The organism is Acinetobacter sp. AG1, assembly GCF_001005525.1.
GTDB lineage: Bacteria > Pseudomonadota > Gammaproteobacteria > Pseudomonadales > Moraxellaceae > Acinetobacter > Acinetobacter modestus.
Genome location: NZ_LBMZ01000097.1, coordinates 1 through 24,131, shown reverse-complemented (window position 1 = coordinate 24,131; position 24,131 = coordinate 1). Strand labels below are relative to the sequence as shown.

At 39.5% G+C, this 24,131-nt stretch carries 24 protein-coding genes; 15 read left to right on the top strand and 9 right to left on the bottom strand.

The features are described from left to right. Positions 1-14 precede the first annotated feature (14 nt). The gene (locus AAV96_RS04940; RefSeq protein ID WP_046738507.1) at positions 15-626 is read right to left on the bottom strand and encodes a DoxX family protein; all 612 of its coding nucleotides are present in this window, start codon (positions 624-626) and stop codon (positions 15-17) included. A gap of 160 nt (positions 627-786) precedes the next feature. Between AAV96_RS04940 and AAV96_RS04935 the strand changes: the two genes are divergently transcribed. The 5 genes from AAV96_RS04935 (at position 787) to AAV96_RS04915 (ending at position 3,524) form a co-directional block, all read left to right on the top strand. Beyond that, on the top strand, positions 787-1,095 hold the full coding sequence (locus tag AAV96_RS04935; RefSeq protein WP_005218272.1) for a hypothetical protein: 309 nt from the start codon (positions 787-789) through the stop codon (positions 1,093-1,095). A gap of 66 nt (positions 1,096-1,161) precedes the next feature. Beyond that, on the top strand, positions 1,162-2,025 hold the full coding sequence (locus AAV96_RS04930) for a DUF692 domain-containing protein (protein WP_046738506.1): 864 nt from the start codon (positions 1,162-1,164) through the stop codon (positions 2,023-2,025). Then, positions 1,976-2,728: a DUF2063 domain-containing protein gene (locus AAV96_RS04925; RefSeq protein WP_046738505.1), complete on the top strand. Its 753-nt coding sequence runs from the start codon at positions 1,976-1,978 to the stop codon at positions 2,726-2,728. The genes AAV96_RS04930 and AAV96_RS04925 overlap by 50 nt, the downstream gene beginning before the upstream one ends. Before the next feature lie 2 nt (positions 2,729-2,730). Continuing rightward, on the top strand, positions 2,731-3,351 hold the full coding sequence (locus AAV96_RS04920) for an RNA polymerase factor sigma-70 (protein ID WP_046738504.1): 621 nt from the start codon (positions 2,731-2,733) through the stop codon (positions 3,349-3,351). Then, a complete protein-coding gene (locus tag AAV96_RS04915; RefSeq protein WP_046738503.1) occupies positions 3,345-3,524 on the top strand; it encodes a zf-HC2 domain-containing protein in 180 nt (59 codons plus the stop codon). The genes AAV96_RS04920 and AAV96_RS04915 overlap by 7 nt, the downstream gene beginning before the upstream one ends. 22 nt (positions 3,525-3,546) lie before the next feature. On the opposite strand, the gene AAV96_RS04910 is transcribed toward AAV96_RS04915, so the two are convergent. Continuing rightward, the gene (locus AAV96_RS04910; protein ID WP_046738502.1) at positions 3,547-4,740 is read right to left on the bottom strand and encodes an MFS transporter; all 1,194 of its coding nucleotides are present in this window, start codon (positions 4,738-4,740) and stop codon (positions 3,547-3,549) included. A gap of 20 nt (positions 4,741-4,760) precedes the next feature. Continuing rightward, positions 4,761-5,180, bottom strand: coding sequence for a RidA family protein (locus tag AAV96_RS04905; protein ID WP_046738501.1), 420 nt, complete (start codon positions 5,178-5,180; stop codon positions 4,761-4,763). 71 nt (positions 5,181-5,251) lie between these two features. Here AAV96_RS04905 and soxR point away from each other — a divergent pair, with 71 nt between their 5' ends. The 4 genes from soxR (at position 5,252) to AAV96_RS04885 (ending at position 9,354) form a co-directional block, all read left to right on the top strand. Continuing rightward, a complete protein-coding gene (gene soxR, locus AAV96_RS04900; protein ID WP_046738500.1) occupies positions 5,252-5,737 on the top strand; it encodes a redox-sensitive transcriptional activator SoxR in 486 nt (161 codons plus the stop codon). A 696-nt stretch (positions 5,738-6,433) separates the two neighbouring features. Continuing rightward, positions 6,434-7,561, top strand: coding sequence for a Re/Si-specific NAD(P)(+) transhydrogenase subunit alpha (locus AAV96_RS04895; protein ID WP_004664153.1), 1,128 nt, complete (start codon positions 6,434-6,436; stop codon positions 7,559-7,561). Positions 7,562-7,572: 11 nt separating this feature from the next. Then, entirely contained in the window at positions 7,573-7,896 is a 324-nt protein-coding gene (locus tag AAV96_RS04890; protein ID WP_004664154.1) for a proton-translocating transhydrogenase family protein, read from the top strand. Between the two features lie 3 nt (positions 7,897-7,899). Next, positions 7,900-9,354 carry an NAD(P)(+) transhydrogenase (Re/Si-specific) subunit beta gene (locus tag AAV96_RS04885; RefSeq protein ID WP_004664155.1) on the top strand — a complete coding sequence of 485 codons (1,455 nt, stop codon included), beginning with the start codon at positions 7,900-7,902 and terminating at the stop codon, positions 9,352-9,354. Between the two features lie 59 nt (positions 9,355-9,413). Here AAV96_RS04885 and AAV96_RS04880 read toward each other — a convergent pair whose 3' ends face one another. Next, positions 9,414-10,235 (bottom strand): SDR family NAD(P)-dependent oxidoreductase, encoded by an 822-nt coding sequence (locus AAV96_RS04880; RefSeq protein ID WP_046738499.1) that lies wholly within the window; start codon positions 10,233-10,235, stop codon positions 9,414-9,416. Positions 10,236-10,497: 262 nt separating this feature from the next. On the opposite strand from AAV96_RS04880, the gene AAV96_RS04875 reads away from it, so the two are divergent. Together AAV96_RS04875 and AAV96_RS04870 are read left to right on the top strand one after the other, a co-directional pair. Continuing rightward, positions 10,498-11,820, top strand: a complete 1,323-nt coding sequence (locus AAV96_RS04875) for an ammonium transporter (protein WP_046738498.1) — start codon at positions 10,498-10,500, stop codon at positions 11,818-11,820. A gap of 12 nt (positions 11,821-11,832) precedes the next feature. Continuing rightward, positions 11,833-12,447 carry a hypothetical protein gene (locus AAV96_RS04870; RefSeq protein WP_004664158.1) on the top strand — a complete coding sequence of 205 codons (615 nt, stop codon included), beginning with the start codon at positions 11,833-11,835 and terminating at the stop codon, positions 12,445-12,447. A gap of 40 nt (positions 12,448-12,487) precedes the next feature. On the opposite strand, the gene rsfS is transcribed toward AAV96_RS04870, so the two are convergent. From rsfS to AAV96_RS04845, 5 genes are all read right to left on the bottom strand, one after another. Continuing rightward, a complete protein-coding gene (gene rsfS / locus AAV96_RS04865) occupies positions 12,488-12,886 on the bottom strand; it encodes a ribosome silencing factor (RefSeq protein WP_046738497.1) in 399 nt (132 codons plus the stop codon). A gap of 81 nt (positions 12,887-12,967) precedes the next feature. Then, positions 12,968-13,762 (bottom strand): hydroxypyruvate isomerase family protein, encoded by a 795-nt coding sequence (locus AAV96_RS04860; RefSeq protein WP_004664162.1) that lies wholly within the window; start codon positions 13,760-13,762, stop codon positions 12,968-12,970. A 23-nt stretch (positions 13,763-13,785) separates the two neighbouring features. Beyond that, a complete protein-coding gene (locus AAV96_RS04855; protein ID WP_046738496.1) occupies positions 13,786-14,652 on the bottom strand; it encodes an NAD(P)-dependent oxidoreductase in 867 nt (288 codons plus the stop codon). Positions 14,653-14,670: 18 nt separating this feature from the next. After that, a complete protein-coding gene (locus tag AAV96_RS04850; protein WP_046738495.1) occupies positions 14,671-15,459 on the bottom strand; it encodes a crotonase/enoyl-CoA hydratase family protein in 789 nt (262 codons plus the stop codon). Positions 15,460-15,535: 76 nt separating this feature from the next. Beyond that, the gene (locus tag AAV96_RS04845) at positions 15,536-18,346 is read right to left on the bottom strand and encodes an ATP-binding protein (protein WP_046738494.1); all 2,811 of its coding nucleotides are present in this window, start codon (positions 18,344-18,346) and stop codon (positions 15,536-15,538) included. Between the two features lie 149 nt (positions 18,347-18,495). Between AAV96_RS04845 and cysM the strand changes: the two genes are divergently transcribed. From cysM to AAV96_RS04825, 4 genes are all read left to right on the top strand, one after another. Continuing rightward, the gene (gene cysM / locus AAV96_RS04840) at positions 18,496-19,419 is read left to right on the top strand and encodes a cysteine synthase CysM (protein WP_004664170.1); all 924 of its coding nucleotides are present in this window, start codon (positions 18,496-18,498) and stop codon (positions 19,417-19,419) included. Between the two features lie 90 nt (positions 19,420-19,509). Beyond that, positions 19,510-20,331: a 3'-5' exonuclease gene (locus AAV96_RS04835; protein ID WP_046738493.1), complete on the top strand. Its 822-nt coding sequence runs from the start codon at positions 19,510-19,512 to the stop codon at positions 20,329-20,331. Between the two features lie 9 nt (positions 20,332-20,340). Next, the gene (gene rlmD / locus AAV96_RS04830) at positions 20,341-21,750 is read left to right on the top strand and encodes a 23S rRNA (uracil(1939)-C(5))-methyltransferase RlmD (RefSeq protein ID WP_046738492.1); all 1,410 of its coding nucleotides are present in this window, start codon (positions 20,341-20,343) and stop codon (positions 21,748-21,750) included. A gap of 31 nt (positions 21,751-21,781) precedes the next feature. Continuing rightward, positions 21,782-24,088, top strand: coding sequence for a RelA/SpoT family protein (locus AAV96_RS04825; protein WP_004664174.1), 2,307 nt, complete (start codon positions 21,782-21,784; stop codon positions 24,086-24,088). Positions 24,089-24,131: the final 43 nt, after the last annotated feature.

Below are 24,131 nucleotides of genomic sequence, written 5' to 3'. Positions count from 1 at the left end.
GCCTTTCATAGGGCTTATAAGCGTTTGGTTAAATGATATTTCATCCAGAAATCTAAACTGATATAACGCCCACCACCGATAAAGATTAAAGCGAGTAACATCACTAAATAGGTCACTGCGAATTCAACACCATTATTTAAAATGACAAATGATCCGCTGGCAGTAAGCCAGTCATAGTTACCATAGTTTTGTAAAATCTGATGGGCTTTTTCTAACTTCTCAGCGGAGGCGAGAACTTGAGCGTTTGCAAATGGTGCATTTGGATCAGCAATGGCTTGCCAACCATTCGGTAAGTGTACGGTTAAAATTGCTACCAACATTGTGATGATGAGTGGAATACTGATAAAGCGAGTGAATAAACCTAATCCTAACAATACTGCACCAGCTAATTCTGTTGAGGTTGCGAGTGCTGCCATCAATGTAGGGAATGGTAAACCGAGACCCCAATCAGGATTACCAAACCATTCAATTGTGTCTTGGAAATGCATGAGTTTATTACTTCCTGCCATCCAAAAAATAGGGACTAAATATAATCTGAGTGCAAGCGCTGCAATTCCATCGAAATGTTTTATACAGTGAGAATTTTTTTGATAATGTTGTGTTAAAGAATAAATAAAGTTTTTCATGGGAATTTCACATTGAGTGCTATTGAATAGTTATTAGTCGGATGAACATGGAACTTCTTACATATTTTTTTCATTTGATCTGTAATAAATCGTCTTTTACTCCGTCTAACTTAATGTACCTCCGTACAAACCGAGCAATTACCTTACAAGGAATACAAAAATGAATAAATTAAACTCAATCACATCAGTCGCTGCATTACTGGCTTTATCAGCTGTAGGCATCACTCACGTATCTGCTGCACCAACCACGACCACAACTGAGTCTCATGCATCGAAAGCTGCTGATGGAAAATGTGGCGAAGCCAAATGTGGTGCAAATAAGGCAAAACAGCAACAAAAGTCTGCTGATGCAAAATGTGGGGCAAATAAAAAATCAGCAGAAGGGAAGTGCGGAGCAGCTAAGAAAACTGCTGATGCAAAATGTGGTGCAGATAAAAAAGTTGCAGATGGCAAGTGTGGTGCTAAATAGTTTAGATCAGCCGAATGATACCGATACATTTCAAATTGTCGGTATCAGTTCAAAAAGGAAAACAGCATGGCTGCATTGAATGGTGTTGGTTTAGGCTTAAGGCGTGATTTTATTGATACGTTTTTGAATGCGGAATCACATCCAGACTTTATTGAAGTTGCACCAGAAAATTGGATGGGTTTTGGTGGACGACACGCCAAGTTATTGGCTCAATGTACTGAAAAATCACCTTTGGTGTGTCATGGTCTGTCCCTTTCTATTGGGGGACCTCATCCTTTAAATATTGAATTTATTCAACAGATCAAAGCTTTTTTAAAGCAGTATCAAGTTTCCATCTATTCTGAGCATCTCAGTTATACCTCTGATGGGGGGTATTTATATGATCTATTACCGATACCGATGACTGAAGCTGCGGTCAAATATGTCGCTGAGCGTATCTTACGTGTTCAAGACATTTTAGGGCAGCCGCTCGTTATTGAAAATGTATCTACCTATTTAATGCCAAATGCAGAAATGAGTGAGGCTGAGTTTGTTTGTGAAGTACTTGAGCAAGCAGATTGTGAATTATTACTTGATGTTAATAATGTCTATGTGAATAGTATCAATCATGGCAGTGATGCACATGGCTTTATCCAAGCGATGCATAAAGAACGCATACGTTATATGCATATTGCTGGGCATGAAAAAATGAATGAAAACTTATTGATTGATACGCATGGCGCCGAAATTTGCGATCCTGTATGGCAGCTATTGCAATTTAGTTATCAACATTGTGGCGTTAAACCAACCTTGTTGGAAAGAGATTTTAATATTCCATCATGGCAACAATTACAGCAGGAATTGACTACAATTAAAACGATGCAGCAACAGGAGAACGGTTATGGTGCTCAAAGTAAGCACTTTCAAAACCACTCAGCAGCAATTCTGTAATTGGATTCGTGAACCAAATGCTGAACACATTAAAATATGTGATCTTGAGCGAATGCAGATTTATCGAGATTTATTGTTCAACAATATGTGTTCATTTATAAATTTGGTTTATCCCATAGCTCGCTCTATTCTACCTGTGGATCAATGGCAGCTTTTATTGGAAGAATTTTTTCAAAAAGCTAAATGCCAGTCACCTTTCTATAATGATATTTCGTTGCAATTTAGAGATTATTTGACTGAAAACCGACATCCAGTTTTAAGCCAATATCCTTGGCTAGAAGAGTTGTTGCAGTTTGAGTGGTTGGAGTTGTATTTAGATACGCTTGAAATTGAAGACATTAACATTGTTGAAAAGACAGGTTGGCAACTCACACACAAAGTGTGGATTTTGGTCTATCAATATCCTGTTTATGCTTGGACGGTTCATACAACGCTGGCAGATATTGAAGTAATGCCAAGTGCAATTATGGTTTGGCGAGACAATCAGGATAAGATTTGCTTGGAAAGATTGTCCCCCTTATTTGCAATGTTGATTGAGCAAATGAACCTAAGGATATACTCAGAGCTTGAGCTTCATGACTTAATTAAATTAATTGCACCAACTTTTTCTGAGCAAGAGATTACAATACAACTGAATCAGTTGGCAGCAACACTCACGAATCTAGGCTTGTTAAATCATCCTCAGAACAGTAATAGGAAGTGATCATGTTTGGGGCTGAATTGAATAATAATCAAGAAATATTGCATCAGCTTGAAAATCCTGAATTTCTAATGGATTTAAGACAACAGATGCTGAAGTTTACTGTTTTACAACTGTCCTCATTTCAGCAAGCTGAAGATGTGGTTCAAGAAGCGTTAGTGAGTGCTTTGCAGCATCTAGGCTCTTTTTCAGGAAGAGCGGCGTTTAAAACGTGGGTTTTTGCGATTTTAAAAAATAAGATCATTGATCTGATCCGACAAAAGTCTCGATTAGTGACTATGACTGAATTATTTGATGAACAAGATAATGAGTTGAGTATCGACGAATTATTTGATGCCTCGGGCCACTGGCATAAATATCAAGCGCCTAAAGCGTGGCAAAGCCCTGAAGAAATGATGGAACAGCAAGATTTTTGGATTGTTTTTGATGCTTGTTTGAATCATTTGCCTGCTAAATATGCGCAGGTGTTTATGTTACGAGAAGTAATTGAACTCAGTTCTGATGAAATTTGCGAAAGGTTAGAGATTACTGTCTCAAATTTTAATGTCTTGATGTATAGAAGCCGAACTAGATTACGTGAATGTCTAGAAAATAAATGGTTACTTAAGGAGGATTGCTCATGCTAACTTGCCGACAAGCAACACAGTTGATTTCCGAGAAACAGGATAGACCACTTCAGCTTATAGAGCAGAGCAATCTACAATTACATTTATTTGCTTGTCGTTCTTGTCGCCGTTATGGAAAACAAATCAAAACACTTCATCAGCTTTCAAAAGCATTTAGCAAATACGAGGGTTAAGCCCAAATAGATTGCTCATGAATTAATTTTTAACACCCTTGTTTTTCTGTGTTAAAAAATTATCCAATAAACTAAAAAGCATACAGGCAAAAACAAGACTTATTCCAGCGAGGCAAGTCATTGTCCAACCGCCATGGTTCCATGAAAAAATCCCAAGTGCAGAGCCACAAGCACCGCCTGTAAAATACGCCGTCATATATATGGCATTAATTCGAGATTTTGCATCAGGTCGTAAGCGGAAAATAATACTTTGATTACTGGTATGGACAAGCGCTAAAGCCAATTGGATAACGGCAAATCCAAGAATGTAGCTGAATAGAAAAGTTTGTCCAAAATAGAAACAAATCCAACTGAGGATGAACAAGCCACAACCGATCCAAGTTAATTGTTTGGTATAACCTTGGTCAGCGTAGCGACCTATATATTGAGTTGATAATGCGCCGAAGATACCGACTAGGCTAACCATTCCAATCACAAGGTCAGGAAGGTGATGTGCTGCTGTGAGCAATAACGCAATCGTTGAGTACAAAATACTGACTGCTGCAAATGCAAAAGCACCTGTCAATGCACGTAATAGCAAACGTTTTTCTTGTTTTAATAATTCAGCCATAGAGACAAAAATTTGTCTGTAATCCATTTTGATTCGCATAACATATGGGAGTCGACTTTTGAGTGCATAAGCCAAAATCAACATTAAAATACCACTCACGACATAAATGACTTTCCAATGAAACAAATTTGAAAAGAGCCCTGCAAGACTTGTGGAAAGTAAAATACCAACCAATAAACCACTCATGAGAAAGCCAACAACTTCACCTGTTTTTTCTGGTTCAACAGTCATGGTTGCGAGTGGAATTAAAACTTGAGCAGCTACAGAAAATAGTCCAACTAGAATTGTACCAATCCAAAGCATTGGTAGATTCACAGAGAAAGCACAAATAAATAGGCCTACCGCACACAATGCCATTAAGAGCGGAATAAATTTTGTCTTATTAACGACATCGCCCATTGGAACAATAAAAAGCAAGCCGAGCGCGTAAGAAACCTGAGCAAAAGTTACAGTCAGAGCTGCCTGTCCCTCTGTAACCGCAAAAAATTGCTGAATGGAGTGAATTAAGGGTTGGCTATAATAGTTTGCACCTGCGCATAAACCACATGCTGCTGCCATAAACCAGAGTAAGGCTTTATTTTGACTAATATTTTGGGTGTTTGACATAATATTCTCTTCTCTGGTTCTTAGGCAGTATACGCAGTCGCTTCGATTTCAATTTGCATTTCTGGTAATGCTAAGCTTGTGACTGGAATAAGTGTACAAACAGGGAAATCAAGAGTTTTCCAAAGATCTACTATTGTTTTAATCACCAGCTGATGTTTCTGAGCGTCATGATCAACAATCAGAACACGTAACACGGCAATATCTGAAAGCGTTGCTTGAACTGAGGCTAAAGCCTGTTGAATATTATAAAAGACTTGTTGTACCTGTTGGTCAAAAAAAGGTGAAATTTCACCATTTTTATTTTCTCCACCTTGCCCCGCGAGATGAATAGCTCGCATATTCGGTTTTACAACAGCAATATGACTATATCCATTGCTTTTAGGATGATAGAGCGCTTCAGGATTAATTATTTGAAAGGCTTGAGTATTTATTTTATTCATTACTGTACATCTTCATAAAATCTGATATGTGCTAGTATCAAAGCTCAAGTTAACTAGAGGTCAAGAAAATTTTGAAGCAATATTCGCCAGAAACATGGCTTAGCATCGGAGAACTTGCAAAACGTAGCGGCGTAAGTGTTCCAACGATTCGTTTTTATGAAGAAAAATATTTGATTTGGAGTACTAGAACGGAGGGAAATCAGCGTAGATATCAGCGTGCGATGCTTAGGCGAATTGCAATTATAAAAGCGGCTCAACAGGTTGGGATCAGTTTAAAACAAATAAAACAAACGCTGAGTATTTTACCAAAGCAACAAGTAGCTACGAAAAAAGATTGGCAAATCATGTCACAAGAGTGGCAAGGGCAATTGGATCAGCAAATCATGATGTTGTTGCAGTTACGCCAGCAATTGGATCAATGTATCGGTTGTGGTTGTTTGTCTTTGGAGCAATGTCCTTTGCGAAATCCTGAAGATTGTCTTGCAGAGGAGGCAATGGGTGCACATTTTCAAGAAATTTTATTTTTAATGAATCACAAAAATGAGTCAGAATTTTAAAAGATGATTTTATTGCACTAATTTTGTGCAATTTTCAGGATTTGATTAGATAAAATCATACAAATATCACTTGAAAAAATGCCATTTAAAATTTTTACATTTATTTTTGATAATTATCTATATCGATCACTATTTAAATCTTTAGAGCATTTTGAATGATTTGCTTAGTCTTTACTAATCGATGATTTTATCTGTAAAAATTTGATCGAAGTCGCTCTAAAAACGCTATAAATGTTCTAAGAAGCCAATCCCACCGATTAATTGCATGATTATGATGCAGATTCGAATGATTTATAAACCACAATACGTTCAATATCTAAACCAGATAAGTAATTTGTATTGATTATGAGTCATTGATGGAACAAAGCCCTGATTTGTTATTTGTACCTTACTTTTTTATCTGTTGTTGAGGACTGAAAAGACAGCGAGCTGGTGAGTTTGTCTAAATAATCAGACTTATTCATATAGTATATAAAGATAAAGTGTTTTTACTTATAAGCAGGCAAACATGCTGATTATACAAGTTGTAAACATTAATCTGAATCATCAGTTCAAAATATAGGTATTTATTAAATAAATATTGGGTGGAATTTTAAAAAAGTTCCATTAGAATCCAAAATTCAACAAAGAATACTCCTGGGGGAAACATTGCTACTCGCGATGTTTACTTAAGAAAAACTAGCTTGAGGAACGCTCATGCAGATCGGAATCCCAACCGAAACTGTTGCAGGTGAAAGTCGTGTAGCGGCAACACCAGAAACAGTTAAGAAGTTGATTAACGCAGGTCATAGTATTGTCATTCAACGTGGCGCTGGTGTTAAAGCAGCCTATATTGACAGTGCTTATGAACAAGTTGGCGCAACTATTACGGACGATGCTTATACAGGCAGCCAAATTATTTTGAAGGTACGTGCTCCTAGCGGTGACGAAATTCAAAAACTTGCGGCGAATACAACTGTAGTAGCTATGTTTGACCCTTACCGCAATCCAGAACTAGACCAGTTTGCTACTCAGCAAGTGTCTGCTTTTGCTTTAGAATTACTTCCTCGTACGCTTTCACGCGCACAAAACATGGACGTACTTTCTTCTCAAGCAAACTTAGCGGGTTATAAATCTGTATTGTTAGCTGCGGCTGAATATCAACGTATGTTCCCAATGTTAATGACTGCTGCGGGTACCGTAAAACCTGCGCGTGTCGTGATCATGGGTGTTGGTGTTGCTGGTCTTCAAGCGATTGCGACTGCAAAACGTTTAGGTGCAGTTGTAGAAGCAACTGACTTACGTCCAACTGCTAAAGAACAAGTTGAGTCTTTAGGTGGTAAATGGTTAGACGTACCAATGTCAGACGAAGAAAAACAACGTGCTGCTGAAGCTGCGAAAAGCGGTTATGGTTGGCAGCCGGGTGAGCAATACATCAAAGATCAAGCTGCGATTGTAGATAAAGCTGTATCAAATGCTGACATCGTAATCACGACTGCATTGATTCCGGGTCGTAATGCCCCACGTCTGATCAAAGCTGAAACTGTTGCCAAGATGAAACCGGGTTCTGTCATTTTAGATATGGCAGTTGAAACGGGTGGTAACGTTGAAGGTTCTAAAGAAGGCGAAACTGTTGTTACTGAAAATGGTGTGAAAATTTTGGGTATTCCAAACATTCCAGGCACAGTTGCAACGGAAGCATCTGCATTGTATGCACGTAACGTTTTTAACTTCCTTGAAACATTATTCGACAAAGACAAAAACTTTGCGATTAATCCAGAAGAAGAAATCCAAAAAGCGTTACTCGTGACTCATGGCGGTCAAGTACTGCTCAAGCGCGGTTAAGGAGAGTTCTCATGGTTGAAACGATTACAATTTTCGTCCTTGCCATCTTCGTAGGTTATTACGTGGTGTGGGGTGTAACGCCAGCGTTACATACACCATTAATGGCAGTAACGAATGCGTTGTCTTCAATTATTGTGGTTGGAGCGATGATCCAGACTGTAGGTATGCCTGCAATTGGTGTTGATGCCAATGTAGCATTCCAAAGTGTAAATGTTGTAAGCATCTTAGGTGCTGTTGCTGTGTTCTTGGCAAGTATCAACATTTTTGGTGGCTTTGCTGTAACTGCTCGTATGCTTGAAATGTTCAAGCCGAAGCAAAAGAAAAAAGAGGGCTAAGCAATGGAATTTATTCGAGACTATGCGGATTGGTTCTACCTGATTGGTGCTGTCCTCTTTATCTTAACTTTACGTGGCTTGTCTGGCCCTAAGACTGCAATTGCAGGTAACCGCTACGGTATGATCGCAATGGCGATTGCTGTAGTAACAACCTTCTTTGTTGCTGAGCATCCAGTAGTTTGGATGATTGGCGGTGCAATGGTATTGGGTGCTGTTGTTGGTATCGCACGTGCGAAAACAGTTCCAATGACGCAAATGCCTGAGACTGTAGCATTGATGCACTCTCTTGTGGGCTTGGCTGCGGTATTGATTGCGATTGCTGCGATTCTGCACAACAACCAACTCAATGTATTATTTGAACAAAATGAAGCTGCTTTAACTGCTGCTGGTGTTCAACACGCACATATGAGTCCAGTTCATTTATTCGAATTGTTTGTTGGTTGTTTCGTTGGTGCGATTACATTTACTGCGTCGGTATTTGCTTACGGTAAATTGGCTGCGAAGAAATGGGCAAAAACAATTTCTGGTGCATGGGTTAAACCAGTTCAAGCAACAATCTTTATTGCGATGCTTGCATGTGGTTTCTACTTCTTCACTACGGGTAACATGACTGCATTCTGGGCAATGACAGCACTTGCACTTGCATTTGGCTGGGTATGGATTGCGCCAGTAGGTGGTGGTGATATGCCAGTTGTAGTATCACTCTTGAACTCATTCTCTGGTTGGGCTGCGGCAGGTATTGGTTTCACACTTGAAAACAATATGTTGATCGTTGCGGGTTCGCTTGTAGGTTCTTCTGGTGCGATTCTTTCTTACATCATGTGTAAGGCGATGAACCGTTCAATCATCAACGTCTTGTTTGGTGGTGCGATGGGTGGTGCAGCAGTTGCATCAGCAGATAAAGGTGAGCAAGTTCAACGTAATCACCGTTCTGGTTCAGCAGATGACGCAGGCTTCCTGATGTCAAATGCAGACAGCGTTGTGATCGTACCTGGTTATGGTATGGCGCAAGGTCGTGCACAGAATGCTGTAAAAGAATTGTGTGAAATTTTGAAAGAGCAAGGCGTAAAAGTTCGCTTCGCGATTCACCCAGTTGCTGGGCGTATGCCTGGTCATATGAACGTATTACTTGCTGAAGCTGATGTTGCATATGAAGACATCTTAGAGATGGATGAGATTAACTCAGACTTCCCTGCAACAGACGTAGTACTTGTGATTGGTGCGAATGATGTAGTGAACCCTGCGGCGAAAGACGATCCGACATCACCAATCTATGGTATGCCGATCCTTGAAGCGCATAAAGCACGTACCATCATGGTGATCAAGCGTTCTATGGCAACAGGTTATGCTGGCTTAGACAATGACTTGTTCTATAACGAAAAAACGATGATGATCTTCGGTGATGCGAAGAAAGTTGTGGAAGATATGACGAAAGCAATTAATGGTGGTGGTCACTAATCTGACCTCATTAAGATTGTAAAAGCCACCCTCGGGTGGCTTTTTTATTTTCGATTTAATTAAAGATATTTTTCTACCAGATCCATAGACTGAGCATAAAGATCGCGTGCAAGCTGTTGGTTTTTAGCATGTGGTGATTTCCAATCTGGCATATGAGCACTGACATATTCTCCATTACGCTTTGCCCACTCATCTCCAGTCGCCATTTGTGTAATCAACTTTGCAGGAACCGAGGTTGGCACTAAACCAATTTTCATGACTTCATATACTGGTTTAGGGAGTTCTCTATAGATATCTGATGCAACACCGCCTGGATGTAAAGCATTATTGGTAATTGTGCTGTTTGCCATTCTTTCTGCTAGTGCATTACTGAATAATAGATTTGCAAGTTTAGACTGGCCATAATAAAACAGTGGATTATAAAAACCCTCAGCACGAAATTTATTTGGTTTGATTGAACCCGCCCAATGTGCAATTGAAGCAAGGTGTACGATTCGGGCTTTAGGAGCTTTTTCTAGAACAGGGAGTAATTTTTGAGTTAAAAGGAAATGTCCTAAATAATTCACCCCAAATTGTTGTTCAAATCCATCAGCGGTGAGTTGCTTGGTTTTGGCAAAAAGACCGGCATTGTTAATTAAAACATCTAGATTGCCATATTGATCGGCGATTTGATCTGCCGCTTTTCGGGTTTGTTCAAGACTATTTAAATCAAGTGAAACTAAGTCTACTTGTGCTTGATCAAGTTTACGTAATTTTTCTTGTGCAGCTTGTGCTTTTTGAGGATTGCGGCAGGCAAGAATGACATGCTGTCCTTGTTTGACCAATTGTTCCGCTGTAGCAAAGCCAATTCCTGTATTTGCACCTGTAATCAAGACCTTCATGTGTTACTCCTGTGATACTTTTTATTAACTGAGTTCTAAGGTAGTGTTATAGTGCGTTAAATTTGACAATTTGTCATGTCAATTTTTTAAAATTACCAATAGCTCATCTTTGTACTTTGAGTAAAAAACTTTAATCATCAATATGAATGTTAAATCGCTTTTTTATGATAGATAAATATAAACCAATAAATTTTTTGAATAAATGAAGTTTGTTTTGGCATTCTCTTTGCATTTAATTTCTTGTTCTTTTTAGGGGAATTATATGAAAAATGTCGTATTGATTTTGCCATTTCTGTTGTTTCTCTCTTCCGCTACTTTTGCCGAAACTACACCTAATATTCAAGAAATTCGCCTTTCCTTGGATAGCGTGTGGGTGGTTGTTGGTGGAATTTTAGTTTTCTTTATGCAAGCAGGATTTGCTTTAATCGAAAGTGGATCTGTTCGTAGTAAGAATACCGTTAATGTTCTTATGAAAAATTATATGGATACCTGTATAGGCGGCATCATTTTCTGGCTATTTGGTTTTGGTTTGATGTTCGGTTTAAATCAAACAGGCTGGATAGGGTGGGGATATTTTATGCCGAGTCAATTAGATGACTGGCATTGGAATTTATTATTTTTCCAAATGATGTTTGCAGCAACAGCAACCACGATTGCAAGTGGTGCGATGGCAGAGCGAATACATTTTGTGGCCTATGTGGTGAGTGCAATCTTTGTCAGCGGTGTGATTTATCCGATATTTGGAAGTTGGGCTTGGGGAGGATTGTTTGGTGGAGATGGTTGGTTAAAAGCTCTAGGTTTTATTGATTTTGCAGGTTCAACAGTCGTGCATTCAATTGGTGGTTGGGTGGCACTGGCAGGCATTATCGTGTTAGGACCACGTTTAGGTCGATTTGGTCGCAAAGGGCAAAGCCATTTTTTAGCAGGACATAACTTACCTCTTGTTGCATTAGGGGGCTTTATTTTGTGGTTTGCTTGGTTTGGTTTTAATGCCGCCTCAACCGTTGCAGCCAGTGTTAGTATTGGGCGTATTGCACTGAATACACATCTTGCTGCGTGTGCGGCAGCTTCAACTTATATGATTCTTGCACTGCTTCAATCAAAAGCAGTCTTGATGCGTCATACGATTAATGCTTCATTAGCAGGCCTAGTCGCAATTACGGCAGGATGTGCCACAATGTCACCGCCGTTTGCCATTATCACAGGGGCAATCGCGGGATTTTTAATTACCTTTGTTCCACAATTTATAGAAAAGATGCAATTAGATGATGTTGTGGATGCAGTGACTGTTCATGGTGTTTGTGGTGCATGGGGGACATTAGCCGCAGGTATTTTCTTTGAAAAAGCACTATTTAATTTAGATATTATTCTTGTTCAAGCCTTAGGTGTGGGAGCTGCATTGATTTGGGGATTTGGTGCATCTTTTATTATGTTTAAATTACTTGATAAGCTCTTAGGTGGTTTGCGAGTTTCACAACAGCATGAACAACGTGGTTTGGACTACACTGAACATGCGGAGTTATCTTATCCTGAGTTTCAAAGAGATGTGACTTTTGAGACTGAAAACATCACTCATCGGCATTAAGGGGTGATCGTTATGGTAGAACTGACAATTGAACAAAAGAAGCAGGCAGTCACAAAAGGATTATCCCAATTTTTGCCAGATACCGTGTTGCAACGTGTTTTACAGTATTGGGAAAGTGAATATGGACATCAGCCTTCTTTTGTATTAAACCGTTTTTTAAGTGAAATTTGTACAACACATGAGTTGCGATTGCTCCGCAAAGACATGTTGCGTCAGGTCTTGCATGAAATATCGATTGTTGAAAAACAGCAACATCTTGAGGTTAAAGAAGATCAAGATGTGGTGATTGTGGAAGAAGAGCAGCCTGTAGATCTATTTCAAGCTTTTTATGATTTTATTATCACAATTTTAAAATCAGTTCATCGGAATGATTATTTAGAGTTCGTAGATGAATTGGGGATAAAAATGAAGAAGCATCGCTCATTGGCTGCTTATCGGTTTATTGATGGTTCAGAAAAAAATTGTCTTAAGCAAATACCTCAAACACTCTATGCGGAACTGATTACAATTTTTTATGCCATTTATTGTGATTTTTATGGGCCAAATAAAGCTGATCAGCTTTATGCGCAGATTAAGAATATAGTGAAGCAACAATATCCTGAAATTGATTTAAAACAGTTATTATGAATATAAAAAAAGCGACCAATTTGGGTCGCTTTTTTGAGCATTACGCTACTGATTCTGGTGCACGCCATAAACTTTCTAAGTCATAGAACTTACGGGCGGTAGGTAACATAACGTGTACAACAACGAACCCTAGATCAATTAGGATCCATTCAGCGTCTCGTTCACCCTCAACACCAATCGGGCGAAAACCTGCTTTACGTGCTTCATCAGCAACATTGTCAGCAAGTGCTTTGACATGACGAGTAGATGTTCCGCTTGCAATCACAATTGCATCGGCAACATTGCTAATAGAACTTACATCAAGTTCTAGAATATCTTTGGCTTTTACATCAGTAAGGACTTCATGTACAACTTTTAAACAAGCATGTACATCTTTGTTTGCTGTTTTGATTTTTAGGTCGTGAGAATTAGAAGCGCTGGGCGATGGTTCTAAATTCATAGAGGGTATATTTTCCTGACAATTGCTCATCGTCAAATATACCGTTTTTCTCTATAAAATTCAAATTTCAGCAGTAACAGTTTATGTATTCACGTCATTGGAAAAGTACTTTTCTTTCCATGCAAAAGATTGATCTGATTGAGTTTTTGGTCGGTATTCTGCACCAATATAACCTTGATAGTCACTTTGACGTAACCAGTCAAAAATTTGCTTATAGGGAATATTTCCTGTGTCAGGTTCATGTCGATTTGGATAGTCGGCGAATTGGATATGTCCAATTTGATGTAAATTTTCCTGTAATCCAGCCAAAATCTCTTCACCCATCATTGCCATATGGTAACAATCATATTGCATTTTTAAAGCAGGATGGTTGACGACTTCCAGCATTTCTTGGGCTTGAGCGATATTCTGAACTAGAAAGCGTGGCATATCTGTGCCATTAATCATTTCAAAAACGGGTTCAATACCTTGTTCACTGAGCATGTGGCAAGCCAGTTTCAAATTGCTTGCTAAGGTATTTAAACAGGGTAAGAGGTCAGCATCTTGAGGCTGTTTACCCGCTAAAATATTAACTCGAGGAACATTCAGTGCCTTTGCATAACGAATTGCAAGCATAAGGGCATGATGAAATTCAATTTCTTTTCCAGGAATACCTGCTAGGCCATTACCGCCCTGCATTAAATCGCCAGCAGGCACATTAATGAGGCAAAGGGAAAGATCGTATTGTTCAAGCTGAGTTTGAATATCAAAAATTTCTAATTCATATGGGAACTGAATTTCGATATGTTGGAAGCCATGTGCATGAGCTAAAGCAAAACGCTCAATCAAAGGGACTTCCGTAAAAATCATCGACAAATTGACTGCAAGATGGCTCATATTCAATCTCCTTCAATCAATTATTATTGCTCTATATATTGAATAATAGTCGCTAAATCATTATCAGCAAAGCCGTTTTCTTGGTGGGCTTGTAACTGTAGTAGAGCTTTTTGTGCAACAGGTATATTTAGGTTAAAACTATGTGCAAGTTTTAATGCATTATTAAGGTCTTTGGATAAGGTCTGCACTTTCCATTGCACAGGCTCGAAAGTATGGGTTGCCATACGAGGAGCTAAAATTTGAAATGGTTTAGAATCTGCAAAACCGCCCGCGAGAGCAGGGGCAAGCAAGTTAGTATCTACGCCTGCTTGGCTTGCTAATGCAACAGCTTCTGCGATCAACGTGCTATTTGCAGCAACTATTAATTGGTTACAAATTTTGGTGGCTTGTCCAGTCCCTGTTTCACCCATACGGGTGACACGTTGTGATAAGACTTTATAAATAGGCTCGAGTGCTTGGATGGTGTGTTCATCGCCACCAGCAAAAATGACCAATGTACCTTGTTCTGCCCCGATAGTCCCACCTGAAACAGGCGAGTCAATCCAAGTCACTTGTTGCTGTTGGGCAGATTGCGCCAATTGTTGTGTCACGGTTACCGACAAGCTAGAAAAATCAACAATCACTTGCTCTGCTTTTAAATAGGGCTGGATTTGATCGAAAACGCTTTGAACAGCTTGATCATCCGCTAAACAGATTAAAATAACAGGGTATTCCGCAATCTTGTTTAATTCTAACTGAGTTGCACCTTGTTGAATAAGTGCTTCACATGCATGTTGGCTGCGATTCCATACAGCTACAGTATAACCAGCTTGAAGAAGTCGAGAAGCCATACGTGTACCCATTAAACCCATACCTAAGAACGCGATAGGTGTTTGTTGATTCGCATGCATGTGAATTTATCCTGGTGCTTATTTATATTGGCGCGGCAAGAATTGAATTTCTGGATTTTTATCTTTTTTGCGTGCAAGGCTACTGTTTTTACCTAAAAGTAATTTAAGCTGCCACAGTTTTTCTAAACGTAAAGCCTTTTCAGGTTGATGTTCCATTGCATCCAATACTCGTTTCGCTGCCATAATTGCATCTGGCGAGCGCTGTAAGATTTCTTTGGCGATCACGTTTGCTTTGGCTAATGGATCTTGATCTAAATGTGTCACTAGACCAATTTCTTTAGCGTATTCTGCGTCAAAGATACGCGCAGTCAGCGTTAGTTCTTTGGCTAGATCAACGCCGATCAGCCCTTTTAATGAGCGTGTTAAACCCATGTCAGGTACTAGGCCCCAACGGCTTTCCATAATCGACATTTTAGTAGTGGGAGTCGCAATACGAATATCCGCTGCGAGTGCAAGCTGCATTCCTGCACCAAAGCAAAAACCTTCGATCGCTGCAATAACTGGAATAGGCAAATTTTGCCAAATTAAAAAAGCTTTTTGAAATAAGCTTTGTCCTGGTTTGATCAGTTCCCATGCTGCAAATGCTGTATTTTTTGGATTATTTAGATCTGATAAGTCGATACCAGCACTAAATACCTGTGCTTCACCCGTGAGGATGACACAACGAATTGAACGATCTTTCTCAATTTTTTTAGCTGTTGCAACCAGTTCTTTTAATAACGCAAAACTCATTGCATTGCGTTTATCTGGTCGATTTAAGGAAACAGTTGCAATCCCATTGTTCTTTTCAACGCGTAAAAGTGCCATTTACCATACTCTTATTGTGTTTGATTGGGGCAGCATAACATGAGTCTTTAACCTGAAACATGACACCGCAGTCACATTAAATGTCATGGGCGTGTAAGATGAGATTTGCGGCTTGTCGTACCTGTTCAATGGCTGTATTTAATTCGTTAAAGCGATAATTTGTTTCCCGAATAAAGCCGTCGTCTGCTTTACGTCGTTCTTTACGCAGGGTTGAAACGAATTGTTCAAACTCGCCAGAAACCTGTTGCAAATTCGGTGTTCCTACGTATCGAGTAGCACCATATAGACGGTGCAATACATGTTCCAGTTGAGGAAAGTCTTCCATTTCAATTAATTGTTGCATTTCAGCAAGTTCAGTATCGAAACTGTCTACCAACATATTCAATAGATCTTGTGCTAGATCTTCTTTGTTCGCTGCTAATTGAACACTTTGTTGCCAATTCAAAATTTGAGGATCAATCGTTTCAGTTGAACGTTTTTGTTCCGTATTTGCTGGTTGAGAAGAGAAATTGTTTTTCGTCCAGTGTGTTAAGATTTGAATGATTTGTTCCATTTGAATCGGTTTGGTTACGTAATCATTCATACCAACTTTGAGTAATTTTTGCTTCTCGTCTGCTAGAGCATGTGCAGTGAGTGCAATAATCGGAAGTTGCATGCCTGTATCTAAAGTTGACTCTAAGGAACGAATTGCTCGTGTTGTATCGATTCCTGACATCACTGGCATTTGGATGTCCATAAAGACTAAGTCAAATGGCGGTAATTTTTGTTGTATACGTGCTTGAATGATATCAATCGCTTTCTGCCCGCTGAGCGCTTTTGTAGTGGTGACGTTCAATTCACCAAGTAATGCTTCCAGTACAATCAAGTTAGGTAAATGATCGTCTACAGCAAGTATATGTAATCCTTGACCATTAAAGTTTTCTGGTTCTGGCTCGAAGATAGGTTGATTTCCCAATAACTGAACTAGTTCACGACGACTCAATGGTTGGTAGAGCGGGCGCGCACGATATTCATTCAGCATGTTCGGCTCAAGGCTCATTTGATAACCGTAAACGGCTAAGTTCCCTTGGTAACGCTGACGAATTTCTTTGAGTAGTGCTTCTGTGTCACCACTGTGATCGACAATCAGCCATGTGTTTTCTTGCTGATTTAAATGGTTCAGACGGCTGAATAAATCCAAAATCGATTGTGTTTCGATATGTGAGACACGGTAGTTTTCTAAATATGAACGAAGCACGCTCGCTGTGGCAGGATGGGCAAGGTAAGAGACCACTTGTAAATGATCAAAATGTGGATGCTCAACAAATTCATCTTGTTCATCCACTTTAAATGAAGCCGTAAACCAAAAGGTTGAACCTTTTTCTGTTGGGGCACGTTCTTGGTTGTCTTCAAAGCCAATTTGACCATGCATCAAATGAACAAGTTGTTTGGAAATCGCTAAGCCTAATCCTGTACCACCAAATTGACGAGTAACGGAAGCATCGCCTTGAGAGAATGATTCAAATAATTTTTTACGGTCGGTACCACTGAGACCAATACCACTATCTTGAACGCTGAAATGTAATAGGCATTGTCCAATATCATCATCTTCCATACGTACACGAACGATGATTTCACCATCTGGAGTGAACTTAATGGCATTGGAAATGAGGTTGGTCAGAATTTGCTTAAAACGTAAGGCATCGCCAACCACATGCTGTGGAATATTCTCAGCATAGTAAAATGCCATATTGATATGTTTTTGCGCTGCAAGCGGAGAAAGCATATCCATCACATCAAAAATAGCTTCTTCCAAATCAAATGGCGCTGTTTCGAGCTCTAATTTACCTGCATCAATTTTAGAAAAATCGAGGACATCATTAATGAGTGCTAAAAGGTGAGCTGAAGATTTACGAATAGTTTGAAGATACAGGTTCTGTTCATTACTTAAGTTTTGCTGACGAAGCAAGAGGTGAATAAAACCATCAATACTGTTGAGAGGTGTTCTAAGTTCATGACTGATATTGGCTAAAAAGACTGATTTAGATTGATTCGATGAAATCGCTTGGTCACGTGCTTGACGATAAGTAATATTTTGGACTTCGAGTGTATCTAAAGTACGACGTAAATCCTCTTCGGTTTGTTCAGTATGCTCTTTCAACTCCAAGAAGCTAAAATGTAAACGTTTGACTACATTGGCAATATCACGCTGGAGTAAGCGTAACTCACCTGTACTGTTCACCACGATATGCTGATCAAGTGTATCTGCATTTAAGCGTTGCATCTGCATGCGAATTTCATAGAGTGGCGCAAGCCAAATTCTTGAAAATACGTTTAAGCAAAGTAATAAAAGTAATAGGGTGATTAGTCCAGTAACGACCAAGGCTAATAGAATTTTATAACGAGCTAACTCAAGTGGCTGATTGTCTAATTCAATCATGAGCCAAATCGATTCGTTATTACCACCAGCCAATTTTGCACCATAGATGCTGTTGTGGTTATGTGCGATTGGACCAAAAAAATTACTGTTATTTGGGAAAGTTGGCCAAAAACGATTATTTTGATAACCAACACTGAGATAGGTTTGCCCTTGGTTATCAATAATGACAGCGCGTTGTAAGTTTTTCTCATCAAACATTTTTTGCATAATGTTTTGAGCGCGATCATATTGATCGGGGTGTTGTTGTACCAGTTGTAGTAATTTTTCTGCGGTTTGATGGTAGCGAGCTAAAATCGCAGAAGCATCTGAATATTGTTGTTGTTTTGCTGCACTGGTGGTTTCAGATAGAACCCATAAAATACCAACTCCTGTTAGAACAGCGATTGGCACTAAAATAAGTGCAATCAATTGTCCATAAGCATGATTGAGCCGTAAGCGTTTAGATAGGGTTTTATTGAAATTTGACATAGCGCGGTCAGATTTATCATTCTGTGAAACATCTTATCATGCTTTGCCGAAATCAGAGGTATTGGCTAGCCAATAAAAAGCATAGTGAAAAGGTGCAGTATTTCTTATTTTTTCATACAATAGTCGCCACCTTAATATCGGTGTCGATCATGACGAATACGCAAACTGATTTTTTAGCAGATGAATTTTTACTAGACTATTATGTCGGTAAAAGCCCTTTAGTGCGTTTGCAACGTTTAGCAAGTCATACTCAAGCTACCGTATTAGCGAAATTAGAAGGTAATAATCCTGCTGGCTCAGTCAAAGATCGCCCTGCTTATAACATGATTGTTCAAGCAGAGAAGCGTGGACAAATTCAACCTGGTGATACTTTAATTGAGGCCACTAGCGGTAACACTGGCATTGCTTTAGCCATGGTTGCAGCCATGCGTGGTTATAAAATGAAGCTGATCATGCCAAATAACATGAGTCAAGAACGTAAAGATGCAATGTTGGCTTATGGTGCTGAGTTAATCGAAGTGACTCAACAGCAAGGTATGGAAGGTGCACGTGATTTAGCTTTACAAATGCAGGCTGAGGGCAAAGGTTTTGTCCTAAATCAATTTGGTAATCCAGACAATGTAGAGGCGCATTACCTCACAACCGGACCTGAGATCTGGAAGCAAACGGGCGGAAAAATTACCCACTTTGTGAGTTCGATGGGGACGACAGGAACGATTATGGGGGTCTCTAAGTATTTAAAAGAACAGAACCCTGATATTCAAATTGTGGGCTTACAACCATCTGATGGTTCGAGCATTGCAGGGATTCGTCGTTGGCCGGAAGAATATCTTCCAACTATTTTTGATCGTCGTCGTGTGGATCGAATTATTGATATTCCACAAATCGAAGCAGAAAAAACCATGCGTAAGTTAGCACGTACTGAAGGTATTAGTGCAGGGACTTCTTCTGGTGGTGCAGTTTGGGCGTCAATTAAAATTGCTGAAGAACATCCAGATGCTGTAATTGTCTGCATTATCTGTGACCGAGGTGATCGTTATTTGTCAACAGGGCTGTTTTCAGTTCAAGATTAAAATCTCCTCCTAATCCCTCTCTGTTAAAAAGAGGGAGAACACCCTCCCTTTATAAAAGGTGGGTTGGGAGGGATTTGAAGAGATTTCAAGATGAATTTACGTTTTCCAATTTTAGTTTTTGATATTGAGACACTAACCGATTTAAAGGCCGGTGCTCATCTTTACCATCTTGATTTACCTGAAGCCGATGTTGAACAAGCATTAACTAAGATTCGCCGTCAAGAATCTGGTATAGATTTTCAACGCCTACCTTTGCATGAAATTGTGTGTATTTCTGGTTTGTGGATTGATGAAAAAGGTGTTCGACTTTTTTCATTTAGTCAGGAGCAAAATACAGAAGCTGAGATGTTGACTAAATTTTTATCTATTTTTGATAAGAAGCAACCGACACTAATCAGTTGGAATGGCTCGCAATTTGATCTGCCTGTGATTTTATTCCGCGCCATGTATCATGGTTTGTCTGCGTCTAGTTTATTTGATCAGGGTGAAATTGATAACCAAAAGCGTTTCAATAACTATCAAAACCGTTATCACCATCGTCATGTCGATTTGATGGATGTGATGGCAATGTTTAATGGTCGAAATTTTCAAAAACTTGATGATGTTGCTTGCCTTTTAGGATTCCCTGGGAAACGTGGTGAGACTGGTTATCATGTGCCAGAGTATGTCCGTACTGAACAATGGTTAAAACTGACCAGTTATTGTGAAGGTGATGTTTTAAATACATGGTTGATCTATTTACGTTGGTTGTTGCTCAAAGGGCAGCTTAATCAACATGATCATCAGCATTGGCTTCAAACCACGATCGATTATTTACAAACTCAAACGCAACAAACAGAATTCTTACAGGTATGGCAACAAACATCGCAATATACTGTATTTACCGCAAATACGTTTGCGCCAAAAAATTAGGTTGATCTTTTGAAACATAAAGCGAAACAGCGCCCAGCTCAATATCCAACATATACCTTTCAAATCGAAGCTTTTTCTCATGAGGGGCGAGGGATTGCGCATTATGGAACGCATCCTGATCATCCAAAAGAAAAGCACGGTAAGAAGGTTTTTATTCGTTATGCTCTCGTGGGTGAAACAGTACAAGCCAAGATTAGCAATCAAACTTCTCGTTTAGAAGAAGCGGATATGGTTAAGCTAGAAAGTGATGCGGCTGTGGGACGAGTCGATCCGATTTGTCCGCATTTTGGGGTTTGTGGTGGCTGTAGCTTGCAACATATTCATCCAGATGAACAGATTTTATTAAAACAAAATGTATTGAAGTCACATTTACAACATTTTGCTGGTTTACAACCAGAGCAATGGTTAGATCCAATCCGCTCTGAAAAAATAGATTATCGCCGTCGTGCTCGAGTGGGCGTTCGCTATATTGCGAAACAAAATCGTTTGGTGATGGGCTTTCGTGAGCATCACAGTAATCATTTAACACCGATTCAGCAGTGTCATGTTCTTGATCAGCGCTTGTCCGAAAGTTTGGTGGAGTTGAGAAAACTACTCGAAAGTCTAACAGGCAAAGCCCACATTGGTCATATAGAATTAGCAATGGGTGATACCGAGACAGCGTTATTGATTCGCCACTTGGATGAATTAAATGTGTCGGATGTCAACCAATTACGTCAATTTGCGTTACTAAAGGATTGGCAGTTGTATTTGCAACCTAAGGGCGCAGATAGTTTACATCGTGTTGATGATGCTCAAGCACCTATGCGTTTGCACTATAGTCTGGATGAGTTTGCGGTTAAATTTGCATTTTCACCTTTAGACTTTACTCAGGTAAATAGTGGTGTAAATGCAAAGATGATTCACTTGGCATGTGAATTGCTAGATTTACAAAAAGGGGAGAGAGTGCTCGACCTATTTTGTGGACTGGGTAATTTTTCCTTACCTTTAGCACGTTGTGTTGGTGAGACCGGCCAAGTTGTTGGTGTTGAAGCAAGTGACGAGATGGTACAACGGGCAACTGAAAATGCGAAAGCAAATCAATTGTCTCAGGCATTGTTCTTTTCACAAGATTTAACAAAAGACTTTTCGCATCATTCTTGGGCAAAACAGGGATTTGATGCATTATTAATTGATCCTCCTCGATCAGGTGCGTTTGAGGTTATGCAATATGTACCTAATTTTGGAGCAAAAAGAATCGTTTATGTTTCATGTAATCCATCAACACTGGCAAGGGATGCGGGTGTACTGGCACAATATGGTTATCAACTTAAAAAAGCAGCAGTAATGGATATGTTTACCCATACTGAGCATGTTGAATCAATTGCCTTATTTGAAAAAATTGAGCAATTTGAAAAGACCCAAGAAATAAACGATTAGAGAATGAGTTACATATCCAGAGGAGAATGGTATGGTCACAGTACGTGAGCAGTTACCTGGACGACTCCATGAGTTGTCAGAGGAAACGACTGTAGAACATGCCGCTGAAGCGCAAAGTGGTCTGGTCTCTTGGCTAGATCGAGTGCGTGATATTTTGGATGGGGCAGAGCTAAAGCAACTTCAAAAAGTTGCAGAGCTGACCTTGGCAAAAGAATTAGAAACCACGGTTCATCATCGTAGCAATACCTTTAGTACAGGTATTGGTATGGCTGATATTTTGGCGCATTTACATGTTGATGAAGACACATTGTCAGCGGCAGTGTTGTATCGAAGTGTGCGCGAAGGTTTAATTACTTTAGAGGATATTCAACAACAATTCGGCGAACAGGTGCTTGGTCTTGTACAAGGCACGCTTGCGATGGGTAAGCTCTCTGAATTGATTGAAAAAAATAAACGTTTAGAAGATCATTTTAATAACAATCAGCGTGAGCACTTAAACGGTATTTATAAAATGCTGATTTCAGTGACAGAAGATGTACGCGTTGTTTTGATCAAATTGGCTGAACGTACTTATGCTTTACGTGAATTAGCCACTGCAAGTAAAGAACGCCAAGAACGCGTTGCACGTGAGATTTTAACGATCTATTCACCACTTGCACATCGATTAGGTATTGCACAGCTAAAATGGGAATTAGAAGATCTCGCTTTCCGTTATTTGGCACCTGAGCGTTACAAAGAAATTGCATCGTTGCTGAATGAAAAACGTTTAGAGCGGGAGCAATATATTCAGTTTGTGATTGATAAGCTAAAGACTGAACTGGGTATGCATCATATTCAGGCGGAAATCACTGGACGAGTGAAGCACATTTATTCGATTTATCGAAAAATGAAAAGCAAAAATCTGAGTTTTGATCAGCTTTATGATATTCGTGCAGTGCGTGTATTGGTAAAAAGTGTACCAGACTGTTATCACGCTTTAGGTATTGTGCATCAGTTGTGGCGTCATATCCCGAACCAATTTGATGACTATGTCACCAATCCAAAAGCCAACGGCTATCGTTCATTACACACAGCAGTGATTGCTGAAAATAAGTCTTTAGAAGTACAAATTCGTACCTTTGAAATGCACAATGAAGCCGAACTGGGCGTTTGTTCGCATTTTAATTATAAAGAAGGTGCAAAAAATACCGATCATTCATTTAATCATCGTCTACATTCTTTACGTGCGGTACTGGAACATTATCAAGAGCGTACCGAAACCACGCCACATGGTGAGGATGAAGAGTCAAATGGTATAGATCAAATTCAAGATTTTGAAAATTTTGAAAAAATCTATGTATTTAGCCGTGACGGTGATATTAAAGAATTGCCAAGAGGTTCGACGGTTTTAGATTTTGCTTACCATGTACATACTGAGGTAGGTAATAAGTGTTATGCAGCACGTGTCAATCAACGTTATGTGCCATTAACCTATACGTTGAAGACGGGTGAACAGGTTGAGATTTTAACCAAAAAAGATCGCGAACCGAATCGTGATTGGTTGGTGAACTCTTTAGGTTATATCAAAACTGCTCGTGCGCGTGACAAGTTGCGGCATTGGTTTAGACAACAAGATCGTAGTAAGAATGTTGAGGTGGGGCGTGAGTTACTCAATAAAGAGTTAGCACGGTTAGCAATTCACCCTAAAAGTATCGATCTTAAAGACTATTCATCTCACTTTAATCTGAAATCTGGCGATGATATTTTAGTTGCTTTGGTCAGCGGTGATATCAGTTTGCATGCCTTGATGAATCAAGTGAATCGCCAGATGCACTTGGATCAAGATGAGCCTGAACTGGTCTTAAAACCTGCCTTAAATCCACGTGCCAGCCATACCTTATCTGCACATGGGATTTTGATTGACGGTTTGGATAATGTTGAATTGCATATTGCACAGTGTTGTCAACCTGTACATGGTGAGTCGATTGGGGGCTATATCACTTTAAATCGTGGTGTCAGTATCCATAAGGTTGCTTGTCCAGATTATTTGCGTATGACTACACAAGAGCCTGAACGTGCTGTTGAAGCAGATTGGGAAATGCAGCCAACGCGTGGTCAGAGCGTGCAAATTGTGGTTGAAGCCTATGATCGTCGTGGTCTACTTAAAGACCTCACGCAAGTGATTTTCTCAGATCAAATAAACATTCGTCAGGTTAATACGATTTCTGAGGCAGATGGGATTGCCAATATGAAGTTACTGATTGAAGTGAAAGGGTTGGCGCAATTGTCTCGTCTTTTAGCTCGTTTAGAGCAGCAGCCGGGCATTATCAGCGCACGACGATTGGTTCAAGGCAGTTAATTGACATTATCTTTATAAAAAAGAACACTTTAAATTAATTTAA

What these genes read in the sequence shown, in the direction of transcription:
- AAV96_RS04850 (WP_046738495.1), bottom strand. Translation starts at nt 15,459, where the DNA reads ATGGCACTTTTACGCGTTGAAAAGAACAATGGGATTGCAACTGTTTCC.
- AAV96_RS04825 (WP_004664174.1), top strand. Translation starts at nt 21,782, where the DNA reads ATGGTCACAGTACGTGAGCAGTTACCTGGACGACTCCATGAGTTGTCA.
- AAV96_RS04915 (WP_046738503.1), top strand. Translation starts at nt 3,345, where the DNA reads ATGCTAACTTGCCGACAAGCAACACAGTTGATTTCCGAGAAACAGGAT.
- AAV96_RS04925 (WP_046738505.1), top strand. Translation starts at nt 1,976, where the DNA reads ATGGTGCTCAAAGTAAGCACTTTCAAAACCACTCAGCAGCAATTCTGT.
- AAV96_RS04880 (WP_046738499.1), bottom strand. Translation starts at nt 10,235, where the DNA reads ATGAAGGTCTTGATTACAGGTGCAAATACAGGAATTGGCTTTGCTACA.
- AAV96_RS04895 (WP_004664153.1), top strand. Translation starts at nt 6,434, where the DNA reads ATGCAGATCGGAATCCCAACCGAAACTGTTGCAGGTGAAAGTCGTGTA.
- AAV96_RS04935 (WP_005218272.1), top strand. Translation starts at nt 787, where the DNA reads ATGAATAAATTAAACTCAATCACATCAGTCGCTGCATTACTGGCTTTA.
- AAV96_RS04910 (WP_046738502.1), bottom strand. Translation starts at nt 4,740, where the DNA reads ATGTCAAACACCCAAAATATTAGTCAAAATAAAGCCTTACTCTGGTTT.
- AAV96_RS04845 (WP_046738494.1), bottom strand. Translation starts at nt 18,346, where the DNA reads ATGTCAAATTTCAATAAAACCCTATCTAAACGCTTACGGCTCAATCAT.
- AAV96_RS04885 (WP_004664155.1), top strand. Translation starts at nt 7,900, where the DNA reads ATGGAATTTATTCGAGACTATGCGGATTGGTTCTACCTGATTGGTGCT.
- AAV96_RS04930 (WP_046738506.1), top strand. Translation starts at nt 1,162, where the DNA reads ATGGCTGCATTGAATGGTGTTGGTTTAGGCTTAAGGCGTGATTTTATT.
- AAV96_RS04890 (WP_004664154.1), top strand. Translation starts at nt 7,573, where the DNA reads ATGGTTGAAACGATTACAATTTTCGTCCTTGCCATCTTCGTAGGTTAT.
- AAV96_RS04920 (WP_046738504.1), top strand. Translation starts at nt 2,731, where the DNA reads ATGTTTGGGGCTGAATTGAATAATAATCAAGAAATATTGCATCAGCTT.
- AAV96_RS04835 (WP_046738493.1), top strand. Translation starts at nt 19,510, where the DNA reads ATGAATTTACGTTTTCCAATTTTAGTTTTTGATATTGAGACACTAACC.
- rsfS (WP_046738497.1), bottom strand. Translation starts at nt 12,886, where the DNA reads ATGAATTTAGAACCATCGCCCAGCGCTTCTAATTCTCACGACCTAAAA.
- AAV96_RS04940 (WP_046738507.1), bottom strand. Translation starts at nt 626, where the DNA reads ATGAAAAACTTTATTTATTCTTTAACACAACATTATCAAAAAAATTCT.
- AAV96_RS04905 (WP_046738501.1), bottom strand. Translation starts at nt 5,180, where the DNA reads ATGAATAAAATAAATACTCAAGCCTTTCAAATAATTAATCCTGAAGCG.
- AAV96_RS04860 (WP_004664162.1), bottom strand. Translation starts at nt 13,762, where the DNA reads ATGAGCCATCTTGCAGTCAATTTGTCGATGATTTTTACGGAAGTCCCT.
- AAV96_RS04855 (WP_046738496.1), bottom strand. Translation starts at nt 14,652, where the DNA reads ATGCATGCGAATCAACAAACACCTATCGCGTTCTTAGGTATGGGTTTA.
- AAV96_RS04875 (WP_046738498.1), top strand. Translation starts at nt 10,498, where the DNA reads ATGAAAAATGTCGTATTGATTTTGCCATTTCTGTTGTTTCTCTCTTCC.
- cysM (WP_004664170.1), top strand. Translation starts at nt 18,496, where the DNA reads ATGACGAATACGCAAACTGATTTTTTAGCAGATGAATTTTTACTAGAC.
- AAV96_RS04870 (WP_004664158.1), top strand. Translation starts at nt 11,833, where the DNA reads ATGGTAGAACTGACAATTGAACAAAAGAAGCAGGCAGTCACAAAAGGA.